This window comes from Paracoccus tibetensis (assembly GCF_900102505.1).
GTDB classification, from domain to species: Bacteria; Pseudomonadota; Alphaproteobacteria; order Rhodobacterales; family Rhodobacteraceae; genus Paracoccus; species Paracoccus tibetensis.
The window spans coordinates 15543-36397 of sequence record NZ_FMVT01000011.1 but is presented as its reverse complement, the minus strand read 5'-3'; the positions used below and the strand labels follow the sequence as shown (position 1 = coordinate 36397).

The following is a 20855-nucleotide window of genomic DNA, read 5'->3' as shown; positions in this document are numbered from 1 at the left end:
CTCAGCCTTCGGTTTCCGGTAGAGTGGCCGCCAAGGGGAAGGCCGCGTCAAGAGCCAGGTTCACCGACAGGACGTTCACGCGCGGCTCGCCGAATAGGCCCAGCAGGGGCGGCTCGACATGGCTGGCGATCATGCTGCGGATGGCGGCCTCGGGGGCGCCGCGCGCGGCGGCGATCCGGGCGGCCTGCGCCAGCGCGTTCTGCGGCGAGACATGCGGGTCGAGCCCGCTGGCCGAGGCGGTGACGGCGTCGACCGGCACCCGCGCCGCGCCCGTCTCGGCGCGAAACGCCTCGGCGCGGGCGACCTGCAGGGCCAGAAGCTCGGCGCTGGTCGGGCCGAGGTTGCTCGCGCCGGCTGCGGCGGCGTCGTAGTCCACCGCCGAGGGGCGCGGGTGCAGGTAGCGCGGCGCGGCGAAGGCCTGCCCGACGAGGGCCGAGCCGACGATCCGGCCGTTCCGCTCGATCAGGCTGGCATTGGCCTGCTGGGGCATCAGCGCCTGCCCGAGGCCGGTGATCGCCAGCGGGTAGGCGAGGCCGGTCAGCACCACCATCAGGCCGAGGGTGGCCAGCGCGGGACGGATGTGTTCGTTCATGATCTTCTCCTTCAGGCGAGGCCGAGGGCGGTCACGGCCATGTCGATGGCCTTGATCCCGAGGAACGGGACGACCAGCCCGCCGAGCCCGTAGATGGTCAGGTTCCGCCGCAGAAGGGCGGCGGCGCTGGCGGGGGCGTATTTGACGCCGCGCAGAGCCAGCGGGATCAGCGCCAGGATCACCAACGCGTTGAAGATGACCGCCGACAGGATCGCGCTCTGCGCGCTTTCAAGGCCCATCAGGTTCAGCACAGCAAGGCCCGGATAGGCGGCGATGAACAGCGCCGGCAGGATGGCGAAGTACTTCGCGACGTCGTTGGCGATGCTGAAGGTGGTCAGCGCGCCCCGGCTGATCAGCAGCTGCTTGCCGACCAGCACGACCTCGATCAGCTTCGTGGGATCGCTGTCCAGATCGATCAGGTTCGCGGCCTCCTTTGCGGCCGAGGTGCCCGAGTTCATCGCGACGCCCACATCTGCCTGCGCCAGCGCGGGCGCGTCGTTGCTGCCGTCGCCGCACATGGCGACCAGCTGGCCCTTGGCCTGCTCGGCGCGGATCAGCTCCAGCTTGTTCTCGGGCGTCGCCTCGGCAAGGAAGTCGTCCACACCCGCCTCGGCGGCGATGGCGGCGGCGGTCAGGGGGTTGTCGCCGGTGATCATCACCGTGCGGATGCCCATCGCGCGCAGCTCGGCAAAGCGCTCGCGCACGCCGGGCTTGATGATGTCCTTCAGATGGACCGCGCCCAGGATGCGCTGCCCCTCGCTGACCAGCAGCGGCGTGCCGCCCGAGCGGGCGATCTGGTCCACGCTGGCCGCGAGCGAGGCGTCCAGCGCCGCGCCGGTGTGGCGCAGGATCGCGTCGACCGAGCCCTTGCGCAGCTGCGTGCCGCCCACGAGGTTCGCGCCCGAGAGCCGGGTCTGGGCCGAGAAGGCGATGGCCTCGGCGACTTCGGCCTGGCCGTCGGCGGCGCCGGGCTGCTTGCGGGCGATCTCGACGATGGACTTGCCCTCGGGCGTGTCGTCCGCGCGGCTGGCGCCGAGCGCGGCGCGGGCCAGCGCCGCCGGGCTGACGCCCTGCGCCGGGATCAGCGCGTCGGCCATGCGGTTGCCGAAGGTGATCGTGCCGGTCTTGTCCAGCAGCAGCACGTCCACGTCGCCCGCCGCCTCGACCGCGCGGCCGGATTTGGCGACCACGTTGGCGCGGGCCAGGCGGTCCATCCCGGCGATGCCGATGGCGGACAGAAGGCCCCCGATGGTCGTCGGGATCAGCGTCACGAAGAGCGCGGCGAGGAACACGACCGGGATCGAGGTGCCGGAATAGCGCGCGAAGGGCTCGAGCGTGACGACCACGAAGAGGAAGATCAGCGTCAGCCCGGCCAGCAGGATGTTCAGCGCGATCTCGTTCGGGGTGCGGCCGCGTTCGGCCCCCTCGACCAGCGCGATCATGCGGTCGAGGAAGCTGCGCCCCGGCTCGGCCGTGACGCGCAGGACCAGCCAGTCCGAGACGATCCGCGTGCCGCCCGTGACCGAGCTGAAATCGCCACCGGATTCGCGGATGACCGGAGCGCTTTCGCCGGTGATGGCGCTTTCGTCGACCGAGGCGACGCCCTGGATCACCTCGGCATCCGCCGGGATGATGTCGCCGGCCGCGACCAGCACGATCTGGCCCTGCTTCAGGCTGGCCGATGAGACCTGCGTGGCCGCCTCATGCGGGCTGTCGGGGGCGGGCAGGACGCGGACCATCGTCTCGGACTTGGTGGCGCGCAGGCTGTCGGCGCGGGCGCGGCCGCGCCCCTCGGCCAGGCTCTCGGCGAAGTTCGAGATGAGCACCGCGGCCCAGAGCCAGATCGCGATCTGCACCGCGACGCCCGCGCCCGTCACGCCGAGCGCAAGGTCGCGCAGCCCCATCAGCGTGACCATCAGCGCGACCACGGCGGTGGCGAAGATGACCGGGTTGCGGATCAGGGTGCGGGGCGCCAGCTTGGCCAGCGCCTGCCGCGCCGCCGCCGGGGCAAGGGCCGTCATTGACGGCAGGGGGAGGGTGGTTCTGCTCATGGTTCCGCCTCAGAAGCTTTGCCCGCCCAGCATGGACACATGCTCGGCGATGGGGCCCAGGACGAGGGCCGGGAAGAAGGTCAGCGCGCCTAGGATCAGGACGGTGATGACCAGAAGGGTCACGAAAAGCGGCCCGTGGGTCGGGAAGGTCCCCGCCGTGGCGGGCGCCGGGCGCTTCGTTGCCAGCGAGCCGGCGATGGCCAGCATCGGGATGATGATCGCGTAGCGGCCCAGCAGCATGGCAATGCCTTGCAGCGTGGTGTGGAAGGGCGCACCCGCGCCGAAGCCGGCGAAGGCCGAGCCGTTGTTGCCCGTGGCCGAGCTGTAGGCATAGAGGATTTCGGACAGGCCATGCGGCCCGGCATCCTGCACCGCCGCCAGCCCCGCCGGGACCACCGCCGACAGCGCACTGAGCACGAGGATGCCGAGCGGCATCGACAGGAAGGCCAGCACGGCCAGCGTCACCTCGCGCCCCTCGATCTTCTTGCCCAGATATTCGGGCGTCCGGCCGACCATCAGCCCGGCCAGGAACACCGCCAGCACGACATAAAGAAGCATTCCGTAGAAGCCCGCGCCGACGCCGCCGAAGATCACCTCGCCCACCTGCATGTTCAGCAGCATGACGAGGCCCGACAGCGGCATGAAGCTGTCATGCATCGCGTTGATCGACCCGTTCGAGGCCGCCGTCGTCGCCTGCGCCCAGAGCGCCGAGAGGGTGGCGCCGAAGCGAAGCTCCTTGCCCTCCATGTTCGGGCCGGTGATGCCGGTCAGCACGGTCAGCATCGGGTTGCCCGCCTGCTCGAAGCCGTGGATCAGCAGGAGGCCGGTGACGAACAGCACGCCCATAGCGGCGAAGATCGCCCAGCCCTGCCGACGGTCGCCCACCATCCGGCCGAAGAGGAAGCAGAAGGCGACCGGGATCAGCAGGATCAGCATCGACTGGACCATGTTCGACAAGATCGTCGGGTTTTCCAGCGGATGGGCCGAGTTGACGCCGAAGAAGCCGCCGCCATTGGTCCCGAGCTGCTTGATCGCGATCTGGCTGGCTGCCGGCCCCTGCGCGATGACTTGGCTTGCACCCTCCAGCGTGCTCGCGCGGATATAGGCGCCAAGCGATTGCGGCACGCCCTGCCAGATCAGCAGCATGGCGGTCAGGATCGAGATCGGCAGCAGCACGTAGAGCACCGCGCGGACCATGTCGGTCCAGAAGTTGCCGACCCGCCCGTCGCCCTTGGCGACAAAGCCCCGGATCACCGCGACGGCCACCGCCATCCCGGTCGCGGCCGAGACGAAGTTCTGCACGGTCAGCCCGACCATCTGCGCTAGGTAGCTCAGCTGGACCTCGCCAGAATAGGCCTGCCAGTTGGTGTTGGTGACGAAGCTGATCGCGGTGTTGAAGGCCAGGTCCGGGGCCATCGCGCGGATCCCTTCGGGGTTCCACGGCAAGGCGCCCTGCAGGCGCAGCACGGCATAGAGGAAGAGAAAGCCGCAGAGGTTGAAGACAAGCACCGCCATCGAGTAGGCGGCCCAGCCTTGCGCGCGGCTGGCGGCCGGCCCCGCAGCGCCGCGAAAGCCGCGCTCCAGCGGGCCGATGATCGGGCTCAGCCAGACGCGCTGGCCGGTGAAGACGCGGTGCATGTACCCGGCGAGAAGCCAGGCCAGGCCCACGGTCGCCGCGGCATAGAGGGTGAGGACCAGAAGGCTGGTGGACATGGGCGCCTCCTCAGAACCTGTCGGGACGCATCAGCGCCACGACGAGATAGCCCAGAAGCCCCGCCGCGACGGCAAGGCCGAGGATCAGATCGAACATCCGCGCCTCCGTCACAGGCGCGTCAGCGCGCGGGTGGCGGCCATGAAGGCCAGGAACCCGCCGGCGCCGAGCGCGAGATAGATGATGTCGGACATGCGTCACCTTCGTGTTGTGCTGTCCACAATCTGGGCGCGGGGCGCGTAAGGATGCCATGCGGGATGCCGGGGGACGGCGTAAGGATCGCGTAAAGGACTTGCCACGCGCCGCGCGCCCCGGACCCTTGCCCCATACGCAGGCAGCCGCCGGTGCGACAGGCCGTCGTCCGCGGTCTTTCGCCCATCACGGAAGAATGCGGCGGGGCGACCTGTCGCCACCCATTTGTCTGCGGTTATGCCTGCTCATGCCGCGGTCCCTGACGGGTCAGCGGCCAAGGAAACAGGCGGCGCCTGCTGGCGCGCCGGCAACGCGGGACAAGCATCATCATGGCCCTCTCCCTTCAGGCCGCCCCCGTGCAAGGGGACCACACAGCGTCGCGGTCCCGCCTGCTCTGGATGGACATCGTGCGCGGCGCCGCGATCCTGGCCGTCATCACCTTCCACTCGGTGACGATCGTCGAGCGCTATGAGTTCGAGGCCGGCCTCGTGTGGCGGAACCTCAACGAGACGCTGAAGCTGTTCCGGATGCCGATCCTGATCTTCCTGTCGGGCATGTTGCTGCCGCGCTCGCTGGCAAAGCCGATGCCCGAGTATTTCTGGGGAAAGGTCCGCGCGATCCTCTGGCCGTTCTTCCTGTGGTCGACGATCTATGCCGGCGCGGCCGGGGTCGACCTGACCAGCCCCTACGAGGTGCGACACCTCTATACCGGCGGCAGCCATCTGTGGTTCCTGGGCTTCATCTTCGTCTACTACATCGCGGCGAAGCCGCTGAGCCGGGTGGACCCGCTGCTGGTCGCCGCCGCAGCCTTCACGCTGTCGATGATCTCGCCAGATGGCGCGAAATACTCCGAGCGGATCCTCTACCTGATGTCGCTCTTCTTCCTCGGCAGCGCGGTCTCGCGCCACGGCGAGCTGATCGGGCAGGTCCTCAGGTCGCCCTGGATCTGGGTTCTGACGCCCCTCGTGGCGGCCGCGGGCTACGCTACCGCGCGCCACGACCTGAACTTCGGACCCAACTGGGTCGTCGTGTCGGCGGTCGGCTTCCTCTTCTTCGCCGCCATCGCGCAGCGGCTGGAAGGGGTGCAGATCGCCCGCCCGCTGGTCTGGATCGGGCAGCGGTCGATCGTCTTCTACGTGAGCCACGCGATCTTCATCCTCCTGATCGCCCGGCTGGCCGAGGGCGCGGGCGTGACCAGCTACGCCGCAACGGCGGCCGCCGCCATTGCCCTGAGCCTGACCGGGGGCTGGGCGCTGGCCACCGGCATGGACCGATGGGCCGCGGTGCGCTGGCTGTTCGTCCTTCCCGGGCCGGCCCGCCGCAGCCCCGCCTGAACGCCTTTGCCCGCCGCGACGGCAGGAACATCTTTTCGGCGGCGTGGTTCTGGTCCGGCGACGCGGGCAGATCCTCTGGCCAAGGCGGCAAGCAGAGGTGCAGATGTCCGATCCCATTCCCGCCAGCGTCGAAGCGCTGGCCCTGCTGCGCGCGCTCGGTCCCGACGAGCGCGTGCTTCATGTCGCCCGTGACGAGCGCGCGGCCGAGGCGCTGGCGACCTTCCTGAAGGACATGCTGCCGGGCCGGCGCGTGCTGCTGATGCCGCCTTGGGACTGTCTGCCCTTCGATGGCGCCTCGCCCACGCCAGACGCGATGGGGCGCCGCATGGCCGTGCTGCACCAGATCGCCGAGGCGCAGGCGGGCGATGTCGTTGTGGCCCCGCTTTCGGTCCTGCTGCAACGGCTGCCGCCGCAAGAGGGCGTGCGCAGCATGACCATCCGCGCGGGCGAGCCGCTGGACATGGCGGCGCTCGAGGATTTCGCCCGCGGCGCGGGATACGAGGCCGACGAGCGCATCGACGAGCCGGGCGAGATCGCGCTGCGCGGCGGGACGGTCGAGGTCTTCGGCGGCGGCAACGCGCTGCCCTGCCGGATCGAGCTGACCGACGGCCGCGTCACGGCCCTGCGCTGCTATGACCCGGTCACGCAGCGCTCGATCAGCGAGATCGAGCGCCTGGACATCGTGCCCGTCTCCGAACTGCCGCCGGCCGATGAGCCGTGGGAACGGGGCGCCGAGCATCGCCTGCCGAAGGCGTGGCCGTCGCTCGGCACGCTGCCCAATCACATGGCGGGCGCCCGTCTCACCGCGCTGCCCGAGACGCTGGCGCTGGCCGAGCGGCGGCTGGCGCGGCTGGAGGAGGCGCGCGCCGAGGCCGAGGCGGATGGCGCCTATCCGCTGCCGGTCGATGCGCTCTATCTCGGCGCGCAGGAATGGGCGGAGCTGGCCGGGCGCATCGAGACGCTGACGGCGGGCGAGTGGCGCGAGCTGCCCTATTTCGCCGCCGCCGCCCGGCCGCGCGCGAAGCTGGCGCAGTTCCTCGGGGCCGGTCCGCTGGCCGGGCGGCGCGTGCTGTTCGTCGCGGGCTCGGCGCTCGAGCGGCGCCGGCTCGTCCGCATGGCTGCGCAGGCCGAGGGCGACGCGCCGGCCGAGGTCGCTGGCTGGTCCGAGGTGCCGGAGCACCCGCGGGCGGTCGTCCTGGCCGAGCTGGCGCAGGGCGCGGTGACCGAGGATCTGGTCGTGGTCACGGCGCAGGATCTGCTTGGCAGCCGGGCAGGGCGGGCGCGGCAAGCCGTCCCGCTTCCGGCGCTGCCGGCCTTGCCGCTCGAGCTGGGCGATATGGTGGTGCACGAAGATCATGGCCTCGCGCGGCTGGACGGGCTGGAGCCGCTGGACCCCGCGTCCCCCAGCCCCGAGGCGATCCGCCTGACCTTCGCCCGCGACGAGCGCCTGATGGTGCCGACCCATGACGCGGGCCGGATCTGGCGCTACGGGACGGCCGAGGCGGGGGTGAAGGCCGACCGCCTGCGCGGCGCGGCCTGGCCCAAGCGCCGGAAGGCCACGGCCGAGGCGCTGGCGGGGCTGGCCGATCACCTGGTCGCGCTGGCGCGCGCGCGCGAGGCGGCGACCGCCCCGAAGCTGTCGCCGCCGCCCCGCGACTTCGAGCGCTTCGTCTCGCGCTTCCCGTTCCAGCCGACGCCGGACCAGGCGGCGGCGGTGCGCGCGGTGCTGGACGACATGGCCTCGGGGCGGCCGATGGACCGGCTGGTGATCGGCGACGTGGGCTTCGGCAAGACCGAGATCGCCCTGCGCGCCGCCGCGGCGGCTGCCCTGGCGGGCCGGCAGGTCGCCATCTGCGCGCCGACGACGGTCCTCGCGCGGCAGCATGCCGAGACCTTCCGCCGCCGCTTCGCGCCCTTCGGGATCGAGGTCGGGCATCTCTCGCGGCTGGTCACGGGCAAGCCGGCCGCCGCGGTGCGGGCGGGGCTGGCCGACGGCTCGATCCGCATCGCCGTCGGCACCCATGCGCTTCTGGGGAAGGGGGTCGTCTTCCAGGACCTCGGGCTTCTGGTGATCGACGAGGAGCAGCGCTTCGGCGCGGCCCAGAAGCAGAAGCTGCGCGAGCTGGGCCGCGGCCTGCATGTCCTGTCGATGAGCGCGACGCCGATCCCGCGGACGCTTCAGACTGCGCTGGTCGGGCTTCAGGACCTCAGCTACCTGCTGACGCCCCCGGCGCGGCGCCGGCCCATCCGCACGCTGATCGCCGAGGACGGCGACACGATCCTGCGCCAGGCGCTGCTGCGCGAGCAGCGCCGCTCGGGGCAGAGCTTCGTCGTCGTGCCGCGGATCGAGGACATCGCGCCCACCGCCGAGCGGCTCGGTCGACTGCTGCCGGGCGTGGCGCTGCGCGTTGCTCATGGCGATCTGTCCGCGCGCGAGATCGACGAGGTGATGGTGGGGTTCGCCGCCGGCGAGGGCGACGTGCTTCTGGCGACGGGGATCATCGAGAGCGGCCTCGACGTGGGGCGCGCGAACACGATGGTGATCCTGCGGCCGGCGCTCTTCGGGCTGGCGCAGCTGCACCAGCTGCGGGGCCGGGTCGGCCGCGGCCCGGCCCAGGCCTATTGCCACCTGCTCAGCCCCGAGGGCGAGGATCTTTCCGACGAGGCCGAGAAGCGCCTCGGCACGCTTCAGGCGATGGACCGGCTCGGCGCGGGCATGGCGATCAGCGCCGCCGATCTGGACCAGCGCGGGGCAGGGGACCTGCTGGGCGACCGGCAGGCGGGCCATGTGCAGCGGGTCGGCCTCGGCCTCTACCAGCAGATGCTGGTAGAGGCGCTCGAGCGGGCGAAGGGCGAGGCCGGGCCGGCCGTGCCTCCGCAGGTCCCGGGCGAGCCGGGCCACATCCCGGCCGACTACATCCCCGAGCCCGAGAACCGCTTCGACCTCTATCACCGCATCGCGCGTGCCGCGGACGCCGCCGAGATCGCCCGCCTGTCGGACGAGATCGCCGACCGCTTCGGCCCGCCGCCCGAGCCGGTCGAGACGCTGCTGCGGGCGGCCGGGCTGCGTGCGCTCGGCGCGGGGCTGGGGGTCGAGAGCCTGAGCATGGGGCCCGAGGGCGTGGCGCTGTCCTTCCGTGCGGACGTGGACCTGGAGGATCGCGCGCGGCTGTCACCACGCCTGAGCGGGCTGACCATCGAGGGGCGGCGCGTGACGCTGCACGATGACGGGCCCGACGACCGGCTGGACCTGGCGGGCGATCTTCTGGAGCGGATGGCCTGAGGCGGCGCGCCGTGTATTCGCTTGACGCGCCGATGCCGGTGTTGCTGGTTGGCGCAGCAGGGGCGCCTTTGATCACCGGGGGAGACGACATGACCATCACCGCCACCACCGCCCGCACGCTTGGGCGGACTGGGCTTCAGGTCACCGCGCTCGGGGTGGGGACGGCGCCGCTTGGCGGGCTCTATTCCGACGTGCCGGCCGCGCAGGCGGTCGAGATGCTGGACTGCGCCTGGCAGCTGGGCCTGCGCTACTTCGACACCGCGCCGATGTACGGCACCACCCGGTCCGAGCACCTGACGGGCCAGGTCCTGCGCGAGCATGACGGCAGCCATGTCCTGTCCACCAAGGTCGGACGGCTGATGACGACCGAGCGCGCCGGCCGCCGCCTGCCGCCCGCGCCGCCGAAGAACCCGCTGGACCCCGGCTGGCACAACGGGCTGCCCTTCCGCGAGGTCTTCGACTACTCGCGCGACGGCATCCTGCGCAGCTTCGACGACAGCCAGCAGCGCCTCGGCATGGACCGGATCGACCTGCTCTATGTCCACGACATCGGCCGCGTCACCCATGCGGATCTGCATGATCACCACTGGCAGCAGCTGACCCGCGGCGGCGGCTTCCGCGCCCTAGAGGAGCTGCGCGCCGCCGGCGACATCCGCGGCTTCGGCCTTGGCGTGAACGAGTGGGAGGTGATCCGCGACGCGCTGGAGGAGGCCGAGCTGGACTGCTCGATGCTGGCGGGGCGCTATTCGCTGCTGGACCGCGACGCGGCCGAGGTCTTCCTGCCGCTGGCCGAGGCGCGGGGCATGGCGCTGGTGGTGGCGGGCGTCTTCAACTCGGGCATCCTCGCCAAGCCGCGCGAGGGCCGCAAGAAGTTCAACTATGCCGATGCGGACCCCCAAGTGGTGGCGCGGGTCGAGGCGCTGCGGGGCGTGTGCGAGGGCCACGGCGTGCCGCTCGCGGCCGCGGCGATCCAGTTCCCGATGCGCCATCCCGCCGTCACCGCCACCGTCATCGGCGCGAAAACTGCCGCCCAGCTGCGCCAGAACGTCGAATGGTTCGACACGCCGCTGCCCGGCGCCATCTGGGCCGACCTCGATGCCGCCCTCGAAAGGATGTCGTGATGCTGAAAACCCTGAACCCGCTGCTGACCGGAGAGCTGCTGGCGATCCTGGCCGACATGGGCCAAGGCGACGACATCGCCATCGTGGACGCCAACTTCCCCGCCGACAGCATGGCGCAGCGCCTCGTGCGGCTGCCGGGCATCAGCGCGACGGACGCCCTTGACGCGATCCTGTCGCTGCTGCCGCTGGACGATTTCGTCGATCATCCGGCCGCCGCGATGGACGCGCCCGGCGAGCGCCCGGCGATCTACCCCGAGTTCGAGGCCGCGCTGGAACGCGCCGAGGGCCGCGCCCTGACGCTGGAGCCGGTCGAGCGTTTCGCCTTCTACGCCCGCACGCAGCAGGCCTATGCCGTCGTCGCGACGGGCGAGCGGCGTCTCTATGCCAACATCATCCTGAAGAAGGGGGTCGTCAGGACCGCCGATGCTTGATGCCCACCAGCATTTCTGGACCCTCGCGCGCGGCGACTATGGCTGGCTGACGCCCGAGGACGCCGCACTCTACCGCGACTTCGGCCCCGATGATCTCTGGCCGCAGATGCAGGCCGCCGGGATCACGCAGACGATCCTCGTGCAGGCCGCCGAGACCGAGGCCGAGACGGATCACCTGCTGGACATCGCCGCCCGCACCGGCTTCGTCGCCGGGGTCGTCGGCTGGCTGGACATGCTGGCGCCGGATTTCGCCGCGCGGCTGGACGCCTTCCGCGCGCGGCCCAAATGGCTGGGCCTGCGCCCGGTGCTGCAGGACCACGACCCCGCGCTGATCGCCGATCCGCGCTTCCGTGATGCGCTGGCGCATGTGGCGCGGCGGCGCGTGCCCTTCGACATCCTGACCCGGCCCGCACATCTGCCCGCGATGATCGAGGCGCTGCGCGCCGTGCCGGGCCTGCACGCCATCCTCGACCACATCTCGAAGCCGGACATGACTGCGCCGATGGACGAGGGCTGGCGGGCCGGCATCGATGCGCTGGCTGCGGTGCCGGGCCTCCACTGCAAGATCTCGGGTCTGGTGACCGAGGCGGGGCCGGACTGGAGCGCGGCTCGCATCCGCCCCTTCGTGCAGCACGTGACCGAGGCCTTCGGGCCGGACCGCCTGGTCTTCGGCTCGGACTGGCCCGTCTGCACGCTGGCCGCCTCCTATGCCGAGGTCGTGGACCTTGCCCGCGGACTTCTCTCCGAGATGTTCGGCCCCGAGGAGATGGCCGGGATCATGCACACCAACGGCCTGCGCTTCTACGGCCTGCCGCACCCCTGAGGGGGGGCGGGGCGCTCTTCAGCCCGGCTGGAAGCGGATATGCGGGCGATCCGTGCCCGCGACGGCCGCCACGGCGGCATCGACGCGGAAGACGTCGCGAAGCAGCGGCGCGGTCAGCACCTCGCGCGGGGTGCCGCAGGCGACGATCGCGCCCGCGCGCAGGACCACGATCCGGTCGCAGAACATCGCCGCCAGGTTCATGTCGTGAAGCGCCACGATGCTGGTCAGGTCGAGATCGCGCACCATCCGCAGGATCTCGATCTGGTGGTGGATGTCGAGATGGTTCGTCGGCTCGTCGAGGAACATCACCCGCGGCGACTGCGCCAGCGCCCGCGCAATGTGGACGCGTTGTCGCTCGCCGCCCGACAGGGTCTGCCAGGGCTGCCCGCGCCGGTCGGCCATGTCCACCCGCTCGAGCGCCTTCGCCACGGCCGCCTCGTCCGCGCCCGACCAGCCCGACAGGGCCGAGCGGTGCGGCGTGCGGCCAAGCCGCACCACGTCGCGCACCGACACGTTCGTGTCCGTCGCCGCGTTCTGCTGCACGAAGGCCAGCTGCTGCGCCAGGATGCGCCGGGGGATGCCGGCGATGTCGCGGCCGTTGATCTCGACCCGGCCCGATTGCGGCCGCTTCAGCCCCGCCAGCAGCCGCAACAGCGAGGACTTGCCCGACCCGTTCGGCCCGATCAGGCCGAGCGTCTCGCCCTGCCGAACCGTCAGCGAGACGTTGTCCACGATGACCCGGCGGCGCACGCCCCAGACCAGGTTTTCCGCGATGACGGTCATGTCTTGGCTCATGGCTGCGCTCATGTCTGGGGCCGGGACCGATAGAGGATAAGGGCGAAGAACGGCACGCCGACCAGCGCGGTCACGACGCCGATGGGGATGGTCTGCTGCGCCACCAGCACGCGCGAGGCGATGTCGGCCAGCACCATGAACAGCGCGCCCACCGCCGCGCAGGCGGGCAGCAGGCGCAGGTGCAGCGGCCCGACCACGTGGCGGACCGCATGGGGCACCACCAGCCCCACGAAGCCGATGGTCCCGACCATGCTGACGATGGTGGCGGTCATCATCGCCGTCACCGCGAAGAGGATCAGCCGGATGCGCGCCACCGGCACGCCGAGCGCGGCGGCATCCTCGTCCCCAAAGGTGAAGGCGTCGAGCGACTGCGCCATCCACAGGCAGATGGCGAGGCCCAGAAGGACGACGACGATCAGCAGCTGGAAGTCGGGCCAGCGCACGCCGCCGAAGCTGCCCAGCAGCCAGAACATCACGTCCCGCGCCTGCTGGGCGTTGCCCGAGGTGGTGACGATGTAGGAGGTCAGCGCGTTGAACAGCTGCGAGGCGACGACGCCCGCCAGGATGGTGTGGTTCGGCCCGCTGGTCGCGCCGTTCGAGAGCAGCGCCACCAGGGCGAAGGCTGCGAAGGCGCCGATGAAGGCGCCGACCGACAGCGACAGCCCGCCCGCCCCGATGCCCAGCACGATGACGCAGACCGCCCCGGTGGAGGCGCCGGCCGAGACACCCAGCACGAAGGGCTCGGCCAGCGCGTTGCGCAGCAGCGCCTGCAGGATCGCCCCGCAGATCGCCAGCCCCGCGCCGGCGAGGGCCGCGACCAGCGCGCGGCTGAGGCGCAGGTCCCACACAATGCTCTGCTCGATCGGCAGGATCTCGGCCCCGGTCAGCCCGAGGCCGTTGGTGACCGCCAGCACGACCGTCGAGAGCGAGATGCTGTAATCGCCGATCGCCGCCGCAAGCGCGACGGCGAAGGCAAGCCCGGCAAGGACCAGCAGAATGAAGAGGGCGGGCCAGCCGGCCCCGCCCTCCCTGTCGGCGGCGGCTGTCACGGCAGCTCGAGCGTGCGGATCTGCTCGGCCACCTCTTCGGCGCCGTAGAGGGTGCGGATGCTGGGATTCATGGCCGCGCCGCTCATGACCACGATGCGGCCGGCCTTCACCGCCTGCATCTGGCTGACGGCGGGATCGGTGGTGAGATAGGCGACCTTGTTCTCGGCCTTGTCGAGGTCCCACCGGTTGCGGTCCACCTGCGCCGCAACGAAGACGGTCGGGTCGGACGCCATGATGCCCTCCCAGCCAAGCGTCGGCCACTCGGCGTCGGTCGTGATGGCGTTGGTGCCGCCCAGCACGTCGGCGATGTAGCTCGACGGGCCATGGCCGCCCCCGAGATAGGCATCGTCAGCCGGGGACGGGCTGGAGAACCAGAAGAGGAAGGTCAGGTCCTCGCGGTCGCCGAATTCGGCCCGCAGGGCGGCCTCGCGGGACCTGAAGTCCTCGATCAGCGCGGTGCCGCGGTCGGCCACGTCGAATATCTGCGCCAGCTCCTCGATCTCCTTGTAGAGGAGGTCCATCGTCCACAGCTCGTCCCGGCTGCCATAGGCATCCGCGCCGTCCATCTCGGTCGAGCAGGCACTGGGCGAAAGGTAGGTCGGAATGTCGAGCGCAGCGAAGTCCTCGCGCTTGGCGACCTTGCTGTCCGGCCCCATCAGCGTCAGCAGCATGGCCGGCACGAAGTCCGGCTGCTTGGCCAGCACCGCCTCCAGCGTCGGGAACTCGACGGTCAGCACCTCGACCTTGGCATTGGCCTCCGCCAGCTCGGGCAGGACCGCGTTGGGCCAGAAGGCAGTGGCGGCCATGCGGTCCTCGAGCCCCAGCATCAGCAGGATCTCGGCGCTGTTCTGGCCAAGAGCGACAGCGCGTTCGGGCGCCTTGTCGAAGGTGACCTGCTGCCCGCAGTTCTCGAGCGTGAGGGGATAGGCGGTCGGGGCCGCAACGGCAGGAGCGCCGAGCGCCGCGGTGACGAGGCAGCCGAGCGCGGCAAGGGTCTTGGTCGACATGGGAGGATTTCCGACAAGAAAAGTTGGCTTCTGGTAGTGCCGGACGATCCGCAAAGCAAGAAGTCTTTTTGTCGACTACCCGCGCGGCTCTTTCGGCTAACTTTTGATGCCGCATCAACCGAATCTTAATCCGGCCATGTGAGAAGAATCGCCATTCAGAGTCGGAGGGTTTTCGGCATGCGGCACTTCAGGTTCGGTCAGATCGGGGCGAAGCCGGAAGCGCTTCCCGACTTCCGGTTCATCGCGCATTTTCCGCAGCCTGCCGTCGTCATCGACGAGGCGGGCGCGATCGTTCATCACAACTCGGCCTTCGCGCAGCATCTGCGGGCCGAGGACGGCCAACTGCGCGGACGCCGGCTGGCCGAGGCCCTGGCGCAGGCGGGTCTGCCGGCGCTCGAGGGCAGCGGGGCCGAGGTGCTGAGGCCGTTCAGCCCTGCCTCGCGGCTGCGGCTTGTCTGCTTTCCCGCCGAGAAGAGCGATCATCTCGAGGCGACGCTGGAGCAGGCGATCGACGCGGTCGTGTCCATCGACCCGCAGAACAACGTGACTTTCTTCAACGCCGCGGCCGAGGCCCTGTGGGGCTATCCGCGCGATGAGGTCTTGGGGCGCAACGTCTCGAAGCTGGTGCCGGCCTTTATGCGCGGCGATCACGACGCGATGGTGAACCGCAACCGGACCACGGGCCAGAACCGCATCGTCGGCACCATGCGCGAGGTCGACATCGAGCGGCGCGACGGCAGCACCGTGAAGGTCGGCCTGACCCTCTCGAAGATCGCGACCGCCACCGGCATCTGCTACACCGCCTTCCTCAAGGACATCTCGGCCGTGAAGGCGGCCGAGACGCGCCTGCGCCAGACGCTCGAGCAGGCGCTGGATGCGGTGGTCGAGATCGACGCGAACAACTGCGTGATCTTCTACAACCCCGCGGCCGAGCGTCTCTGGGGCTACACCGCCGACGAGGTTCTGGGCCGCAACGTCGACATGCTGGTCCCGCCCCAGCACGCGCGCAACCATGACGAGCTGGTGAACCGCAACCGCAGGACGGGCGTCAACAAGATCGTCGGCACCTCGCGCGAGGTCGAGCTGATCCGCAAGGACGGCACCCGCCGGTGGGTCAGCCTGTCGCTGTCCAAGGTTCCGCGCGCGGACGGCTCGATCACCTACACGGCCTTCCTGCGCGACGTTACCGCCGAGGTCGACCGGCGCGAACGCATCCGCCTGCTGTCGCTGGTCGCCGACGAGACCGACAACTCGGTCCTGATCACGGACGCGAACCGGCGGCTGGTCTACGTCAACTCGGGCTTCACGCGGCTGACCGGCTACACGGCCAAGGAGGCGATCGGCCGCAAGCCGGGCGAGCTGCTGCAGGGGCCGGGCACCGACCGCGCCACCGCCAAGCGCATCCGCGAATCGCTCGACTCCGGCGCCCCGGTCTACGAGGAGATCCTGAACTACGACCGCCACGGCCGCCCCTACTGGATCTCGCTGACGATCAACCCGATCTTCGGCGAGGGCGGCAAGATCGAGAAATACATCTCGATCCAGGCCAATATCGACACGGTCAAGCTGTCCTCGCTGGAATACACGCGGCAGTTCGACGCCATCTCCAAGTCCGCGGCCATCGCGGAATGGGATCATCTGGGCCAGCCGCTGAAGATGAACACCTACCTCGCCAACACGCTGGCGGGCGGCAGGCTGCCGGTTCTCTCGGCCTGCCTCACCGCCGAGAAGCTCGAGCAGCTGGTGCAGCAGGGCGAGTGCCGCCACCATGTGGAGCTGCCGCCGGTGGAGGGGACCGTGCCCGTGCTGGACGGCTACTTCTCGGTGATGACCGACTTGGCGGGCAAGGTGCAGAAGTTCCTGATGTACGGGCCCGACGTCACGATGCGGGCGCGCGCCATCTCGGATACGGACGAGGCGGTCCGCGACGTGACCCAGTCCAGCGAGCAGACCGCGCTCGTGGTCGAGACGATCGACACGATCGCCCGCCAGACCTCGCTCCTGTCGCTGAACGCCTCGATCGAGGCGGCCCGCGCGGGCGAGGCGGGCAAGGGCTTCACCGTGGTCGCGGCCGAGATCCGCATGCTGGCCGAGAAGTCGCGCGAGGCGGCGGACCAGATCAACGCCAAGCTCACCGAGACCCGCGACCGTGTCACCCGCCTCGCCGAGAGCATCAAGATGCTCGTCAGCTAGGCCTGGCCGCGCGGCAGGCGGCACGCCGCGCCGGGACGGCTAGAACCTGTCGACGGGGATCTTCAGGTAGCTGTGGCCGTCCGCCTCGGGTTCAGGCAGGCGGCCCCCGCGCAGGTTGATCTGCATCGCCGCAAGGATGCGGTCGGGCAGGGGCAGGGTGGCGTCGCGCGCGTTGCGCAGGCTGATCCAGTCCTCGCGCACCGTGCCGTCCCTGACGTGGCGGTTCGTAGCGCGGTGCTCGCCGACTGTCGCCTCCCATTCCGGCTCGTCCCGGCTGTCCGTGCCGTAGTCGTGGCCGACGAACAGGCGCGTCTCCTTTGGCAACGCAAGGATTGCCTGGATCGAGTCCCACAACTCCTCGGTGGTGCCGCCCGGGAAATCGGCGCGCGAGGTGCCGGCATCGGGCTGCATCAGCGTGTCGTGGGTGAAGGCCGCGTCGCCGCAGACATAGGTGACCGACCCGAGCGTGTGGCCCGGCGACAGCATCACCCGCACCGGAAGATCGCCGATGCGGAAGGTCTCGCCCTCGACGAAGAGCCGGTCGAAGTCGCGCGCCGGATCGAACGTGCCGGGCAGGTTGTAGAGCTTCGCCCAGATGCCGGCGATGTCGCGGACCCTCTCGCCGATGCCATTCGGCGCGCCGATGCGCGCGCGCAGAAGCGCCGAGGCCATGACGTGATCGGCATGGGGATGCGTGTCCAGCACCCACTGCACCCTCAACCCGTTCTCGCGCACGAGGTCCAGCACCTGGTCCATGCTCTGGGTCGAGAAGCGGTAGTGCTGCACGTCGAGGTTCCAGACCACGTCGATCAGCGCCGCCTTCCTCGTCGCCGGATTCGCGCAGACATACTGGATCGAGCCCGTGTCCGGCTCGTAGATGCCCCAGACATCGGGACTGCCCGGCCCGCGCGACGGCGAGTGCCGGACCACGGGCGTCTCGAGCTGCGTGCCGCTCATGTCGCGGCCCCGCGGGCGGCGAAGATGGGTGCGCGTTTCAGCTGCGCGCCCAGCCAGAGACCCGCCAGCATGGCCGGAACGAAGACCAGCGTGCCGGGCGCGAGCAGCGGCAGCGCGGTGAGGGCCGGGCCGGGGCAGAAGCCGCCGATGCCCCACCCGATCCCGAAGAGGGCCGCGCCCGTCAGCAGCGGGCGGTCGATGCGGCGGCTCTGCGGGATGTCGAACTCGCCGCCGAGGACCGGCGCGCCCCGGCGCCACGCCAGCCGGTAGCCGATGAAGGCGGTGACGCTCGCCCCGCCCATGACGAAGGCGAGGCTCGGGTCCCAGCTGCCCGCCAGGTCGAGGAAATTCAGCACCTTCGCAGGGTCAGCCATGCCCGACAGGATCAGCCCGAGGCCGAAGACCAGACCGCTGAGAAAGCCCCACATCATGCGCATGTTCAGCCTCCGACAACGTGGCGCAGAAGGAAGACGGTCAGGAAGCCCGCCGCCATGAAGGTCAGGGTCGCCGCCAGCGAGCGGCGCGACAGCCGCGCCAGCCCGCAGACCCCGTGGCCCGAGGTGCAGCCCGAGCCGAGCGCGGTGCCGATGCCGACCAGCAGCCCGGCAAGGACCATCGCCGGCAGGTTCGTCGGCACGCTCTGCGCCACTTGGCTGCCCGCCATCAGGACGAGCACCGGCGCCGCAAGCAGACCCAGCAGGAACGTCCACCTCCAGTCGCGGTCCCTGGCGGCTCCGGACATGGGGATGACCCCGCCGAGCGCGCCTTGGGTGATCCCGGCGATCCCGGCGATCCGCCCGAAAAGCGCCATGACCATGACCGCGCTCAGCCCGATCAGCACCCCGCCGGCAAGCGATGCCCAAAGCGTGAATGCCGTTTCGATCTGCATTTCCATCCGACACCTCCAGCGCGGCGCGGGCGACTTGCCCCGCGCGACGGTGCGAGGTATACATGAGGAGTACCTAAATAAGCAAGAACTAATATGACGACCGACACCACGACCGCCAGCGCCCTGCAAGAGCGGGCCGATCATGTCGCGAGCCGGCTGGCGCTGCTTGCGAACGCCAACCGGCTGCTGATCCTGTGCGAGCTGGCCAAGGGCGAGCGCTCGGTCGGGGCGCTTCAGCAGGCGGTCGGCCTCGGCCAATCCGCGCTCAGCCAGCATCTGGCGAAGCTGCGCGAGGCCGGGATGGTGGCGACGCGGCGCGAGAGCCAGACGATCCACTACCGCATCGACGATCCCGATCTCGAGATCCTGATGGCCGCGCTCTACGAGGCCTTCTGCAAGGACCTGTAGCCGGGCCTCACCGCGGGCTTGTCAGGCGCGCGATTCGCGCATGTCGCGGCTGCGGCACTGCCAGCGCTCGACCTGCCAACGGGGGTGGCTGTCCTGCCAGCGGGCGACCTGGGCCTGCCCGTGCATCATGCAGGTCATGACGCTGACTTCGCGCGGATCGTAAAGAAGGCTGAAGTCGCGGCACTGGCCGGACGGCTGCGACATCTGCGCGGCAAGCGCGCAGGCGCTGATCAGAAGCTCGATCACGAGAAGGCTCCTCTGTCACTGGTTACAACGGACTTGCGACATCCCGCAGACGCTGCCTGGTGGCTCTCACCCTGTCTGCCTGATCCGAATCTATGCTAGGCTGCGCCTTGGCCGAATACCCTGGCCGGGGTATCGACGGCCGCCTTCGGCAGGGGAGGAGAGGCGATGGAGGCTGAAAGGAACGCCCATCTCGCGAGCGACCTGATCGACCATCTCTATGCGGCCGCGTACGGCGAGGCGCCGTGGCAGGTCTTCATGGACCGCAGCCGCGAGTTGCTTCCCAACGGGCAGACGGTGCTCTTCCACCACGACCGCAAGTCCTGCTGCGGCGCCTTCACGCTGGCGGGCGGCCTCGATCCGTCAGCGGTCGAGCGGTACAACCGCCGCTACCACGCGATCAATCCGTGGATGGACCACGCGACGCGGCGCCCGCTCGGCGTGGTCATGCAGGCCGACGAGATGCTGCCGCGCGCCGATCTTCTGCGGACCGACTTCTATGCCGAGTATCTTCGCCCGCAGGACGTGGTCACCGGGCTGGGCGTCACCCTCAGCCGCGACGAGGATCGCCATTTCCTCTTCAGCATCGTCTGCGCGGATGCGCCGCCGGATCGGATCGCGGGGGCGAAGTGGGCCATGGGCCGGGTCATGCCGCATCTGATGCGCGCCTTCGGCAGCTTCCGGGCGCTGACCGAGGCGCGGTCGTCGGCGGGCACGCTACGGATCGACGGCAGGCTGCGGGTCCTTGCCGCCGACAGCCTGGCGCTGGAGCTTCTGGCCCAGACCGAGGATCTTGCCGTCGGGCCGCTCGGCCGGCTGTCCTGCACGGATGCCGAAGTGTTGCGGATCATCCGGCTGATGCTGGCGCCGGACGACGAGGCGGGCGCCCGGCCCGCGATCTGGCACGGCCACCTGCGCCGGCGCGACGGCGCGCTGCCCCTGCGCGTCTGCATCTACCGGCCGGGACCGACCGCCGCCGCGCATGTGGGCGCGCAGGACTGCTTCCTGCGGCTGGAATGCCCGATGCCCAGTCTGCGCGCAGGCGCCCGCAGGTTCGGCGCGATCCACCGCCTGTCCGGGGCCGAGGCGCTGATCGTCCGCCGGCTGGCCGAGGGGGCGCGGCTCGAACAGATCGCGGCAGAGCGCCGGACCTCGCCGGACACGGTCAGGACGCAGTTGAAGAGCATCTTCCGCAAGTCGGGCTGCAGCAGCCAGGGCGACATCCTGCGCCACGTGGCGGTCCTGTCCACGGCTTCGTGACGCGTGGCGACGTGGCGGATGATCGTGGGGAGATGGCGCACCCGAGAGGATTCGAACCTCTGACCTCTGCCTTCGGAGGGCAGCGCTCTATCCAGCTGAGCTACGGGTGCCGATGCGCGCTGGATAGCCGTCCGGCGCGCAAGGTGCAATGGCAATCTGTCGGGCGGCCTCAGCGGCAGGCGTAGTCGAAAACGTAGCGCCCATCCCCCACCGGGCCGCCATTGCCGAGCGAGCAGCCGCGCTGGCTGCGCAGAAGGTAGTCGAGCGCCGCCGCGCGATGCTCGCGCTCGGCGTCCATGGGCCCGCCCGTGACGGCCACGATGGCGATCCGGTCCTGCTGGTCGAGGATGCTCCAGGTCTTGCCACCGTAGCGATGGGTGTCGGCGCCGCCCAGGTTGTCGAACTTCGGGGCGGCGCAACCGGCAAGGGCCAGAAGTCCGATTGCAAAATATTTCATGGCGTCTCCTCGATCTGCGCCTTGCCGCGTGATCGCGAGCCTATGAGGCCGCCGCGGCA

General features: G+C 70.3%; 20 protein-coding genes and 1 tRNA gene. 8 read left to right on the top strand and 13 right to left on the bottom strand.

Features of this window, described 5'->3' with window-relative positions; all coding sequences use genetic code 11:
• Nucleotide 1: 1 nt before the first annotated feature.
• From kdpC to kdpF, 4 genes are read right to left on the bottom strand one after another with little or no spacing between them, the layout of a single operon-like run.
• Nucleotides 2-592, bottom strand: a complete 591-nt coding sequence (gene kdpC, locus BLP73_RS14815; protein WP_090746340.1) for a potassium-transporting ATPase subunit KdpC — start codon at nucleotides 590-592, stop codon at nucleotides 2-4.
• Between the two features lie 11 nt (nucleotides 593-603).
• Nucleotides 604-2643 (bottom strand): potassium-transporting ATPase subunit KdpB, encoded by a 2040-nt coding sequence (kdpB, locus tag BLP73_RS14810; RefSeq protein ID WP_090746337.1) that lies wholly within the window; start codon nucleotides 2641-2643, stop codon nucleotides 604-606.
• A 9-nt stretch (nucleotides 2644-2652) separates the two neighbouring features.
• Nucleotides 2653-4356, bottom strand: coding sequence for a potassium-transporting ATPase subunit KdpA (gene kdpA / locus BLP73_RS14805; protein ID WP_090746334.1), 1704 nt, complete (start codon nucleotides 4354-4356; stop codon nucleotides 2653-2655).
• Nucleotides 4357-4366: 10 nt separating this feature from the next.
• Complete coding sequence (gene kdpF, locus BLP73_RS19110; protein WP_217630698.1) at nucleotides 4367-4468, bottom strand: K(+)-transporting ATPase subunit F; 102 nt, start codon at nucleotides 4466-4468, stop codon at nucleotides 4367-4369.
• A gap of 407 nt (nucleotides 4469-4875) precedes the next feature.
• Here kdpF and BLP73_RS14795 point away from each other — a divergent pair, with 407 nt between their 5' ends.
• From BLP73_RS14795 to BLP73_RS14775, 5 genes are all read left to right on the top strand, one after another.
• Nucleotides 4876-5880, top strand: coding sequence for an acyltransferase family protein (locus BLP73_RS14795; RefSeq protein WP_090746328.1), 1005 nt, complete (start codon nucleotides 4876-4878; stop codon nucleotides 5878-5880).
• A 103-nt stretch (nucleotides 5881-5983) separates the two neighbouring features.
• Nucleotides 5984-9163 carry a DEAD/DEAH box helicase gene (locus BLP73_RS14790; protein ID WP_090746326.1) on the top strand — a complete coding sequence of 1060 codons (3180 nt, stop codon included), beginning with the start codon at nucleotides 5984-5986 and terminating at the stop codon, nucleotides 9161-9163.
• Between the two features lie 89 nt (nucleotides 9164-9252).
• Nucleotides 9253-10284 (top strand): aldo/keto reductase, encoded by a 1032-nt coding sequence (locus BLP73_RS14785; protein WP_090746634.1) that lies wholly within the window; start codon nucleotides 9253-9255, stop codon nucleotides 10282-10284.
• Nucleotides 10284-10715, top strand: a complete 432-nt coding sequence (locus tag BLP73_RS14780) for an RbsD/FucU family protein (protein WP_090746323.1) — start codon at nucleotides 10284-10286, stop codon at nucleotides 10713-10715. The genes BLP73_RS14785 and BLP73_RS14780 overlap by 1 nt, the downstream gene beginning before the upstream one ends.
• Nucleotides 10708-11538 carry an amidohydrolase family protein gene (locus BLP73_RS14775; RefSeq protein WP_090746321.1) on the top strand — a complete coding sequence of 277 codons (831 nt, stop codon included), beginning with the start codon at nucleotides 10708-10710 and terminating at the stop codon, nucleotides 11536-11538. The genes BLP73_RS14780 and BLP73_RS14775 overlap by 8 nt, the downstream gene beginning before the upstream one ends.
• An 18-nt stretch (nucleotides 11539-11556) precedes the next feature.
• On the opposite strand, the gene BLP73_RS14770 is transcribed toward BLP73_RS14775, so the two are convergent.
• From BLP73_RS14770 to BLP73_RS14760, 3 genes are read right to left on the bottom strand one after another with little or no spacing between them, the layout of a single operon-like run.
• Nucleotides 11557-12321, bottom strand: a complete 765-nt coding sequence (locus tag BLP73_RS14770) for an ABC transporter ATP-binding protein (RefSeq protein WP_090746631.1) — start codon at nucleotides 12319-12321, stop codon at nucleotides 11557-11559.
• A 20-nt stretch (nucleotides 12322-12341) separates the two neighbouring features.
• Nucleotides 12342-13382: a FecCD family ABC transporter permease gene (locus tag BLP73_RS14765; protein WP_090746317.1), complete on the bottom strand. Its 1041-nt coding sequence runs from the start codon at nucleotides 13380-13382 to the stop codon at nucleotides 12342-12344.
• A complete protein-coding gene (locus tag BLP73_RS14760) occupies nucleotides 13379-14389 on the bottom strand; it encodes an ABC transporter substrate-binding protein (protein ID WP_090746314.1) in 1011 nt (336 codons plus the stop codon). Before BLP73_RS14760 ends, BLP73_RS14765 begins: the two co-directional genes overlap by 4 nt.
• Nucleotides 14390-14566: 177 nt before the next feature.
• Between BLP73_RS14760 and BLP73_RS14755 the strand changes: the two genes are divergently transcribed.
• Entirely contained in the window at nucleotides 14567-16582 is a 2016-nt protein-coding gene (locus BLP73_RS14755; RefSeq protein ID WP_090746311.1) for a PAS domain S-box protein, read from the top strand.
• Between the two features lie 39 nt (nucleotides 16583-16621).
• Here BLP73_RS14755 and BLP73_RS14750 read toward each other — a convergent pair whose 3' ends face one another.
• From BLP73_RS14750 to BLP73_RS14740, 3 genes are read right to left on the bottom strand one after another with little or no spacing between them, the layout of a single operon-like run.
• Nucleotides 16622-17539, bottom strand: a complete 918-nt coding sequence (locus BLP73_RS14750) for an MBL fold metallo-hydrolase (protein WP_090746309.1) — start codon at nucleotides 17537-17539, stop codon at nucleotides 16622-16624.
• Complete coding sequence (locus tag BLP73_RS14745; RefSeq protein ID WP_090746306.1) at nucleotides 17536-17976, bottom strand: DUF6691 family protein; 441 nt, start codon at nucleotides 17974-17976, stop codon at nucleotides 17536-17538. Before BLP73_RS14745 ends, BLP73_RS14750 begins: the two co-directional genes overlap by 4 nt.
• A gap of 2 nt (nucleotides 17977-17978) precedes the next feature.
• Complete coding sequence (locus BLP73_RS14740) at nucleotides 17979-18434, bottom strand: YeeE/YedE family protein (protein WP_090746303.1); 456 nt, start codon at nucleotides 18432-18434, stop codon at nucleotides 17979-17981.
• An 87-nt stretch (nucleotides 18435-18521) separates the two neighbouring features.
• Between BLP73_RS14740 and BLP73_RS14735 the strand changes: the two genes are divergently transcribed.
• The gene (locus BLP73_RS14735) at nucleotides 18522-18836 is read left to right on the top strand and encodes an ArsR/SmtB family transcription factor (RefSeq protein WP_090746300.1); all 315 of its coding nucleotides are present in this window, start codon (nucleotides 18522-18524) and stop codon (nucleotides 18834-18836) included.
• Between the two features lie 21 nt (nucleotides 18837-18857).
• On the opposite strand, the gene BLP73_RS14730 is transcribed toward BLP73_RS14735, so the two are convergent.
• Nucleotides 18858-19082: a hypothetical protein gene (locus BLP73_RS14730; RefSeq protein ID WP_090746298.1), complete on the bottom strand. Its 225-nt coding sequence runs from the start codon at nucleotides 19080-19082 to the stop codon at nucleotides 18858-18860.
• 165 nt (nucleotides 19083-19247) lie between these two features.
• On the opposite strand from BLP73_RS14730, the gene BLP73_RS14725 reads away from it, so the two are divergent.
• A complete protein-coding gene (locus tag BLP73_RS14725; protein WP_090746295.1) occupies nucleotides 19248-20339 on the top strand; it encodes a helix-turn-helix transcriptional regulator in 1092 nt (363 codons plus the stop codon).
• 33 nt (nucleotides 20340-20372) lie between these two features.
• On the opposite strand, the gene BLP73_RS14720 is transcribed toward BLP73_RS14725, so the two are convergent.
• Together BLP73_RS14720 and BLP73_RS14715 are read right to left on the bottom strand one after the other, a co-directional pair.
• Nucleotides 20373-20449: transfer RNA gene (locus BLP73_RS14720), tRNA-Arg, on the bottom strand.
• A gap of 59 nt (nucleotides 20450-20508) precedes the next feature.
• Nucleotides 20509-20796, bottom strand: a complete 288-nt coding sequence (locus BLP73_RS14715) for a hypothetical protein (protein ID WP_090746292.1) — start codon at nucleotides 20794-20796, stop codon at nucleotides 20509-20511.
• Nucleotides 20797-20855: the final 59 nt, after the last annotated feature.

Excerpts from the sequence above, each read along its gene's own strand:
- BLP73_RS14740 (WP_090746303.1), bottom strand. The coding sequence starts at position 18,434 with ATGGAAATGCAGATCGAAACGGCATTCACGCTTTGGGCATCGCTTGCC.
- BLP73_RS14790 (WP_090746326.1), top strand. The coding sequence starts at position 5,984 with ATGTCCGATCCCATTCCCGCCAGCGTCGAAGCGCTGGCCCTGCTGCGC.
- BLP73_RS14760 (WP_090746314.1), bottom strand. The coding sequence starts at position 14,389 with ATGTCGACCAAGACCCTTGCCGCGCTCGGCTGCCTCGTCACCGCGGCG.
- BLP73_RS14735 (WP_090746300.1), top strand. The coding sequence starts at position 18,522 with ATGACGACCGACACCACGACCGCCAGCGCCCTGCAAGAGCGGGCCGAT.
- kdpC (WP_090746340.1), bottom strand. The coding sequence starts at position 592 with ATGAACGAACACATCCGTCCCGCGCTGGCCACCCTCGGCCTGATGGTG.
- BLP73_RS14745 (WP_090746306.1), bottom strand. The coding sequence starts at position 17,976 with ATGCGCATGATGTGGGGCTTTCTCAGCGGTCTGGTCTTCGGCCTCGGG.
- BLP73_RS14775 (WP_090746321.1), top strand. The coding sequence starts at position 10,708 with ATGCTTGATGCCCACCAGCATTTCTGGACCCTCGCGCGCGGCGACTAT.
- BLP73_RS14795 (WP_090746328.1), top strand. The coding sequence starts at position 4,876 with ATGGCCCTCTCCCTTCAGGCCGCCCCCGTGCAAGGGGACCACACAGCG.
- BLP73_RS14715 (WP_090746292.1), bottom strand. The coding sequence starts at position 20,796 with ATGAAATATTTTGCAATCGGACTTCTGGCCCTTGCCGGTTGCGCCGCC.
- BLP73_RS14750 (WP_090746309.1), bottom strand. The coding sequence starts at position 17,539 with ATGAGCGGCACGCAGCTCGAGACGCCCGTGGTCCGGCACTCGCCGTCG.
- BLP73_RS14755 (WP_090746311.1), top strand. The coding sequence starts at position 14,567 with ATGCGGCACTTCAGGTTCGGTCAGATCGGGGCGAAGCCGGAAGCGCTT.
- kdpB (WP_090746337.1), bottom strand. The coding sequence starts at position 2,643 with ATGAGCAGAACCACCCTCCCCCTGCCGTCAATGACGGCCCTTGCCCCG.
- BLP73_RS14785 (WP_090746634.1), top strand. The coding sequence starts at position 9,253 with ATGACCATCACCGCCACCACCGCCCGCACGCTTGGGCGGACTGGGCTT.
- BLP73_RS14770 (WP_090746631.1), bottom strand. The coding sequence starts at position 12,321 with ATGACCGTCATCGCGGAAAACCTGGTCTGGGGCGTGCGCCGCCGGGTC.
- BLP73_RS14725 (WP_090746295.1), top strand. The coding sequence starts at position 19,248 with ATGGAGGCTGAAAGGAACGCCCATCTCGCGAGCGACCTGATCGACCAT.
- kdpA (WP_090746334.1), bottom strand. The coding sequence starts at position 4,356 with ATGTCCACCAGCCTTCTGGTCCTCACCCTCTATGCCGCGGCGACCGTG.
- BLP73_RS14780 (WP_090746323.1), top strand. The coding sequence starts at position 10,284 with ATGCTGAAAACCCTGAACCCGCTGCTGACCGGAGAGCTGCTGGCGATC.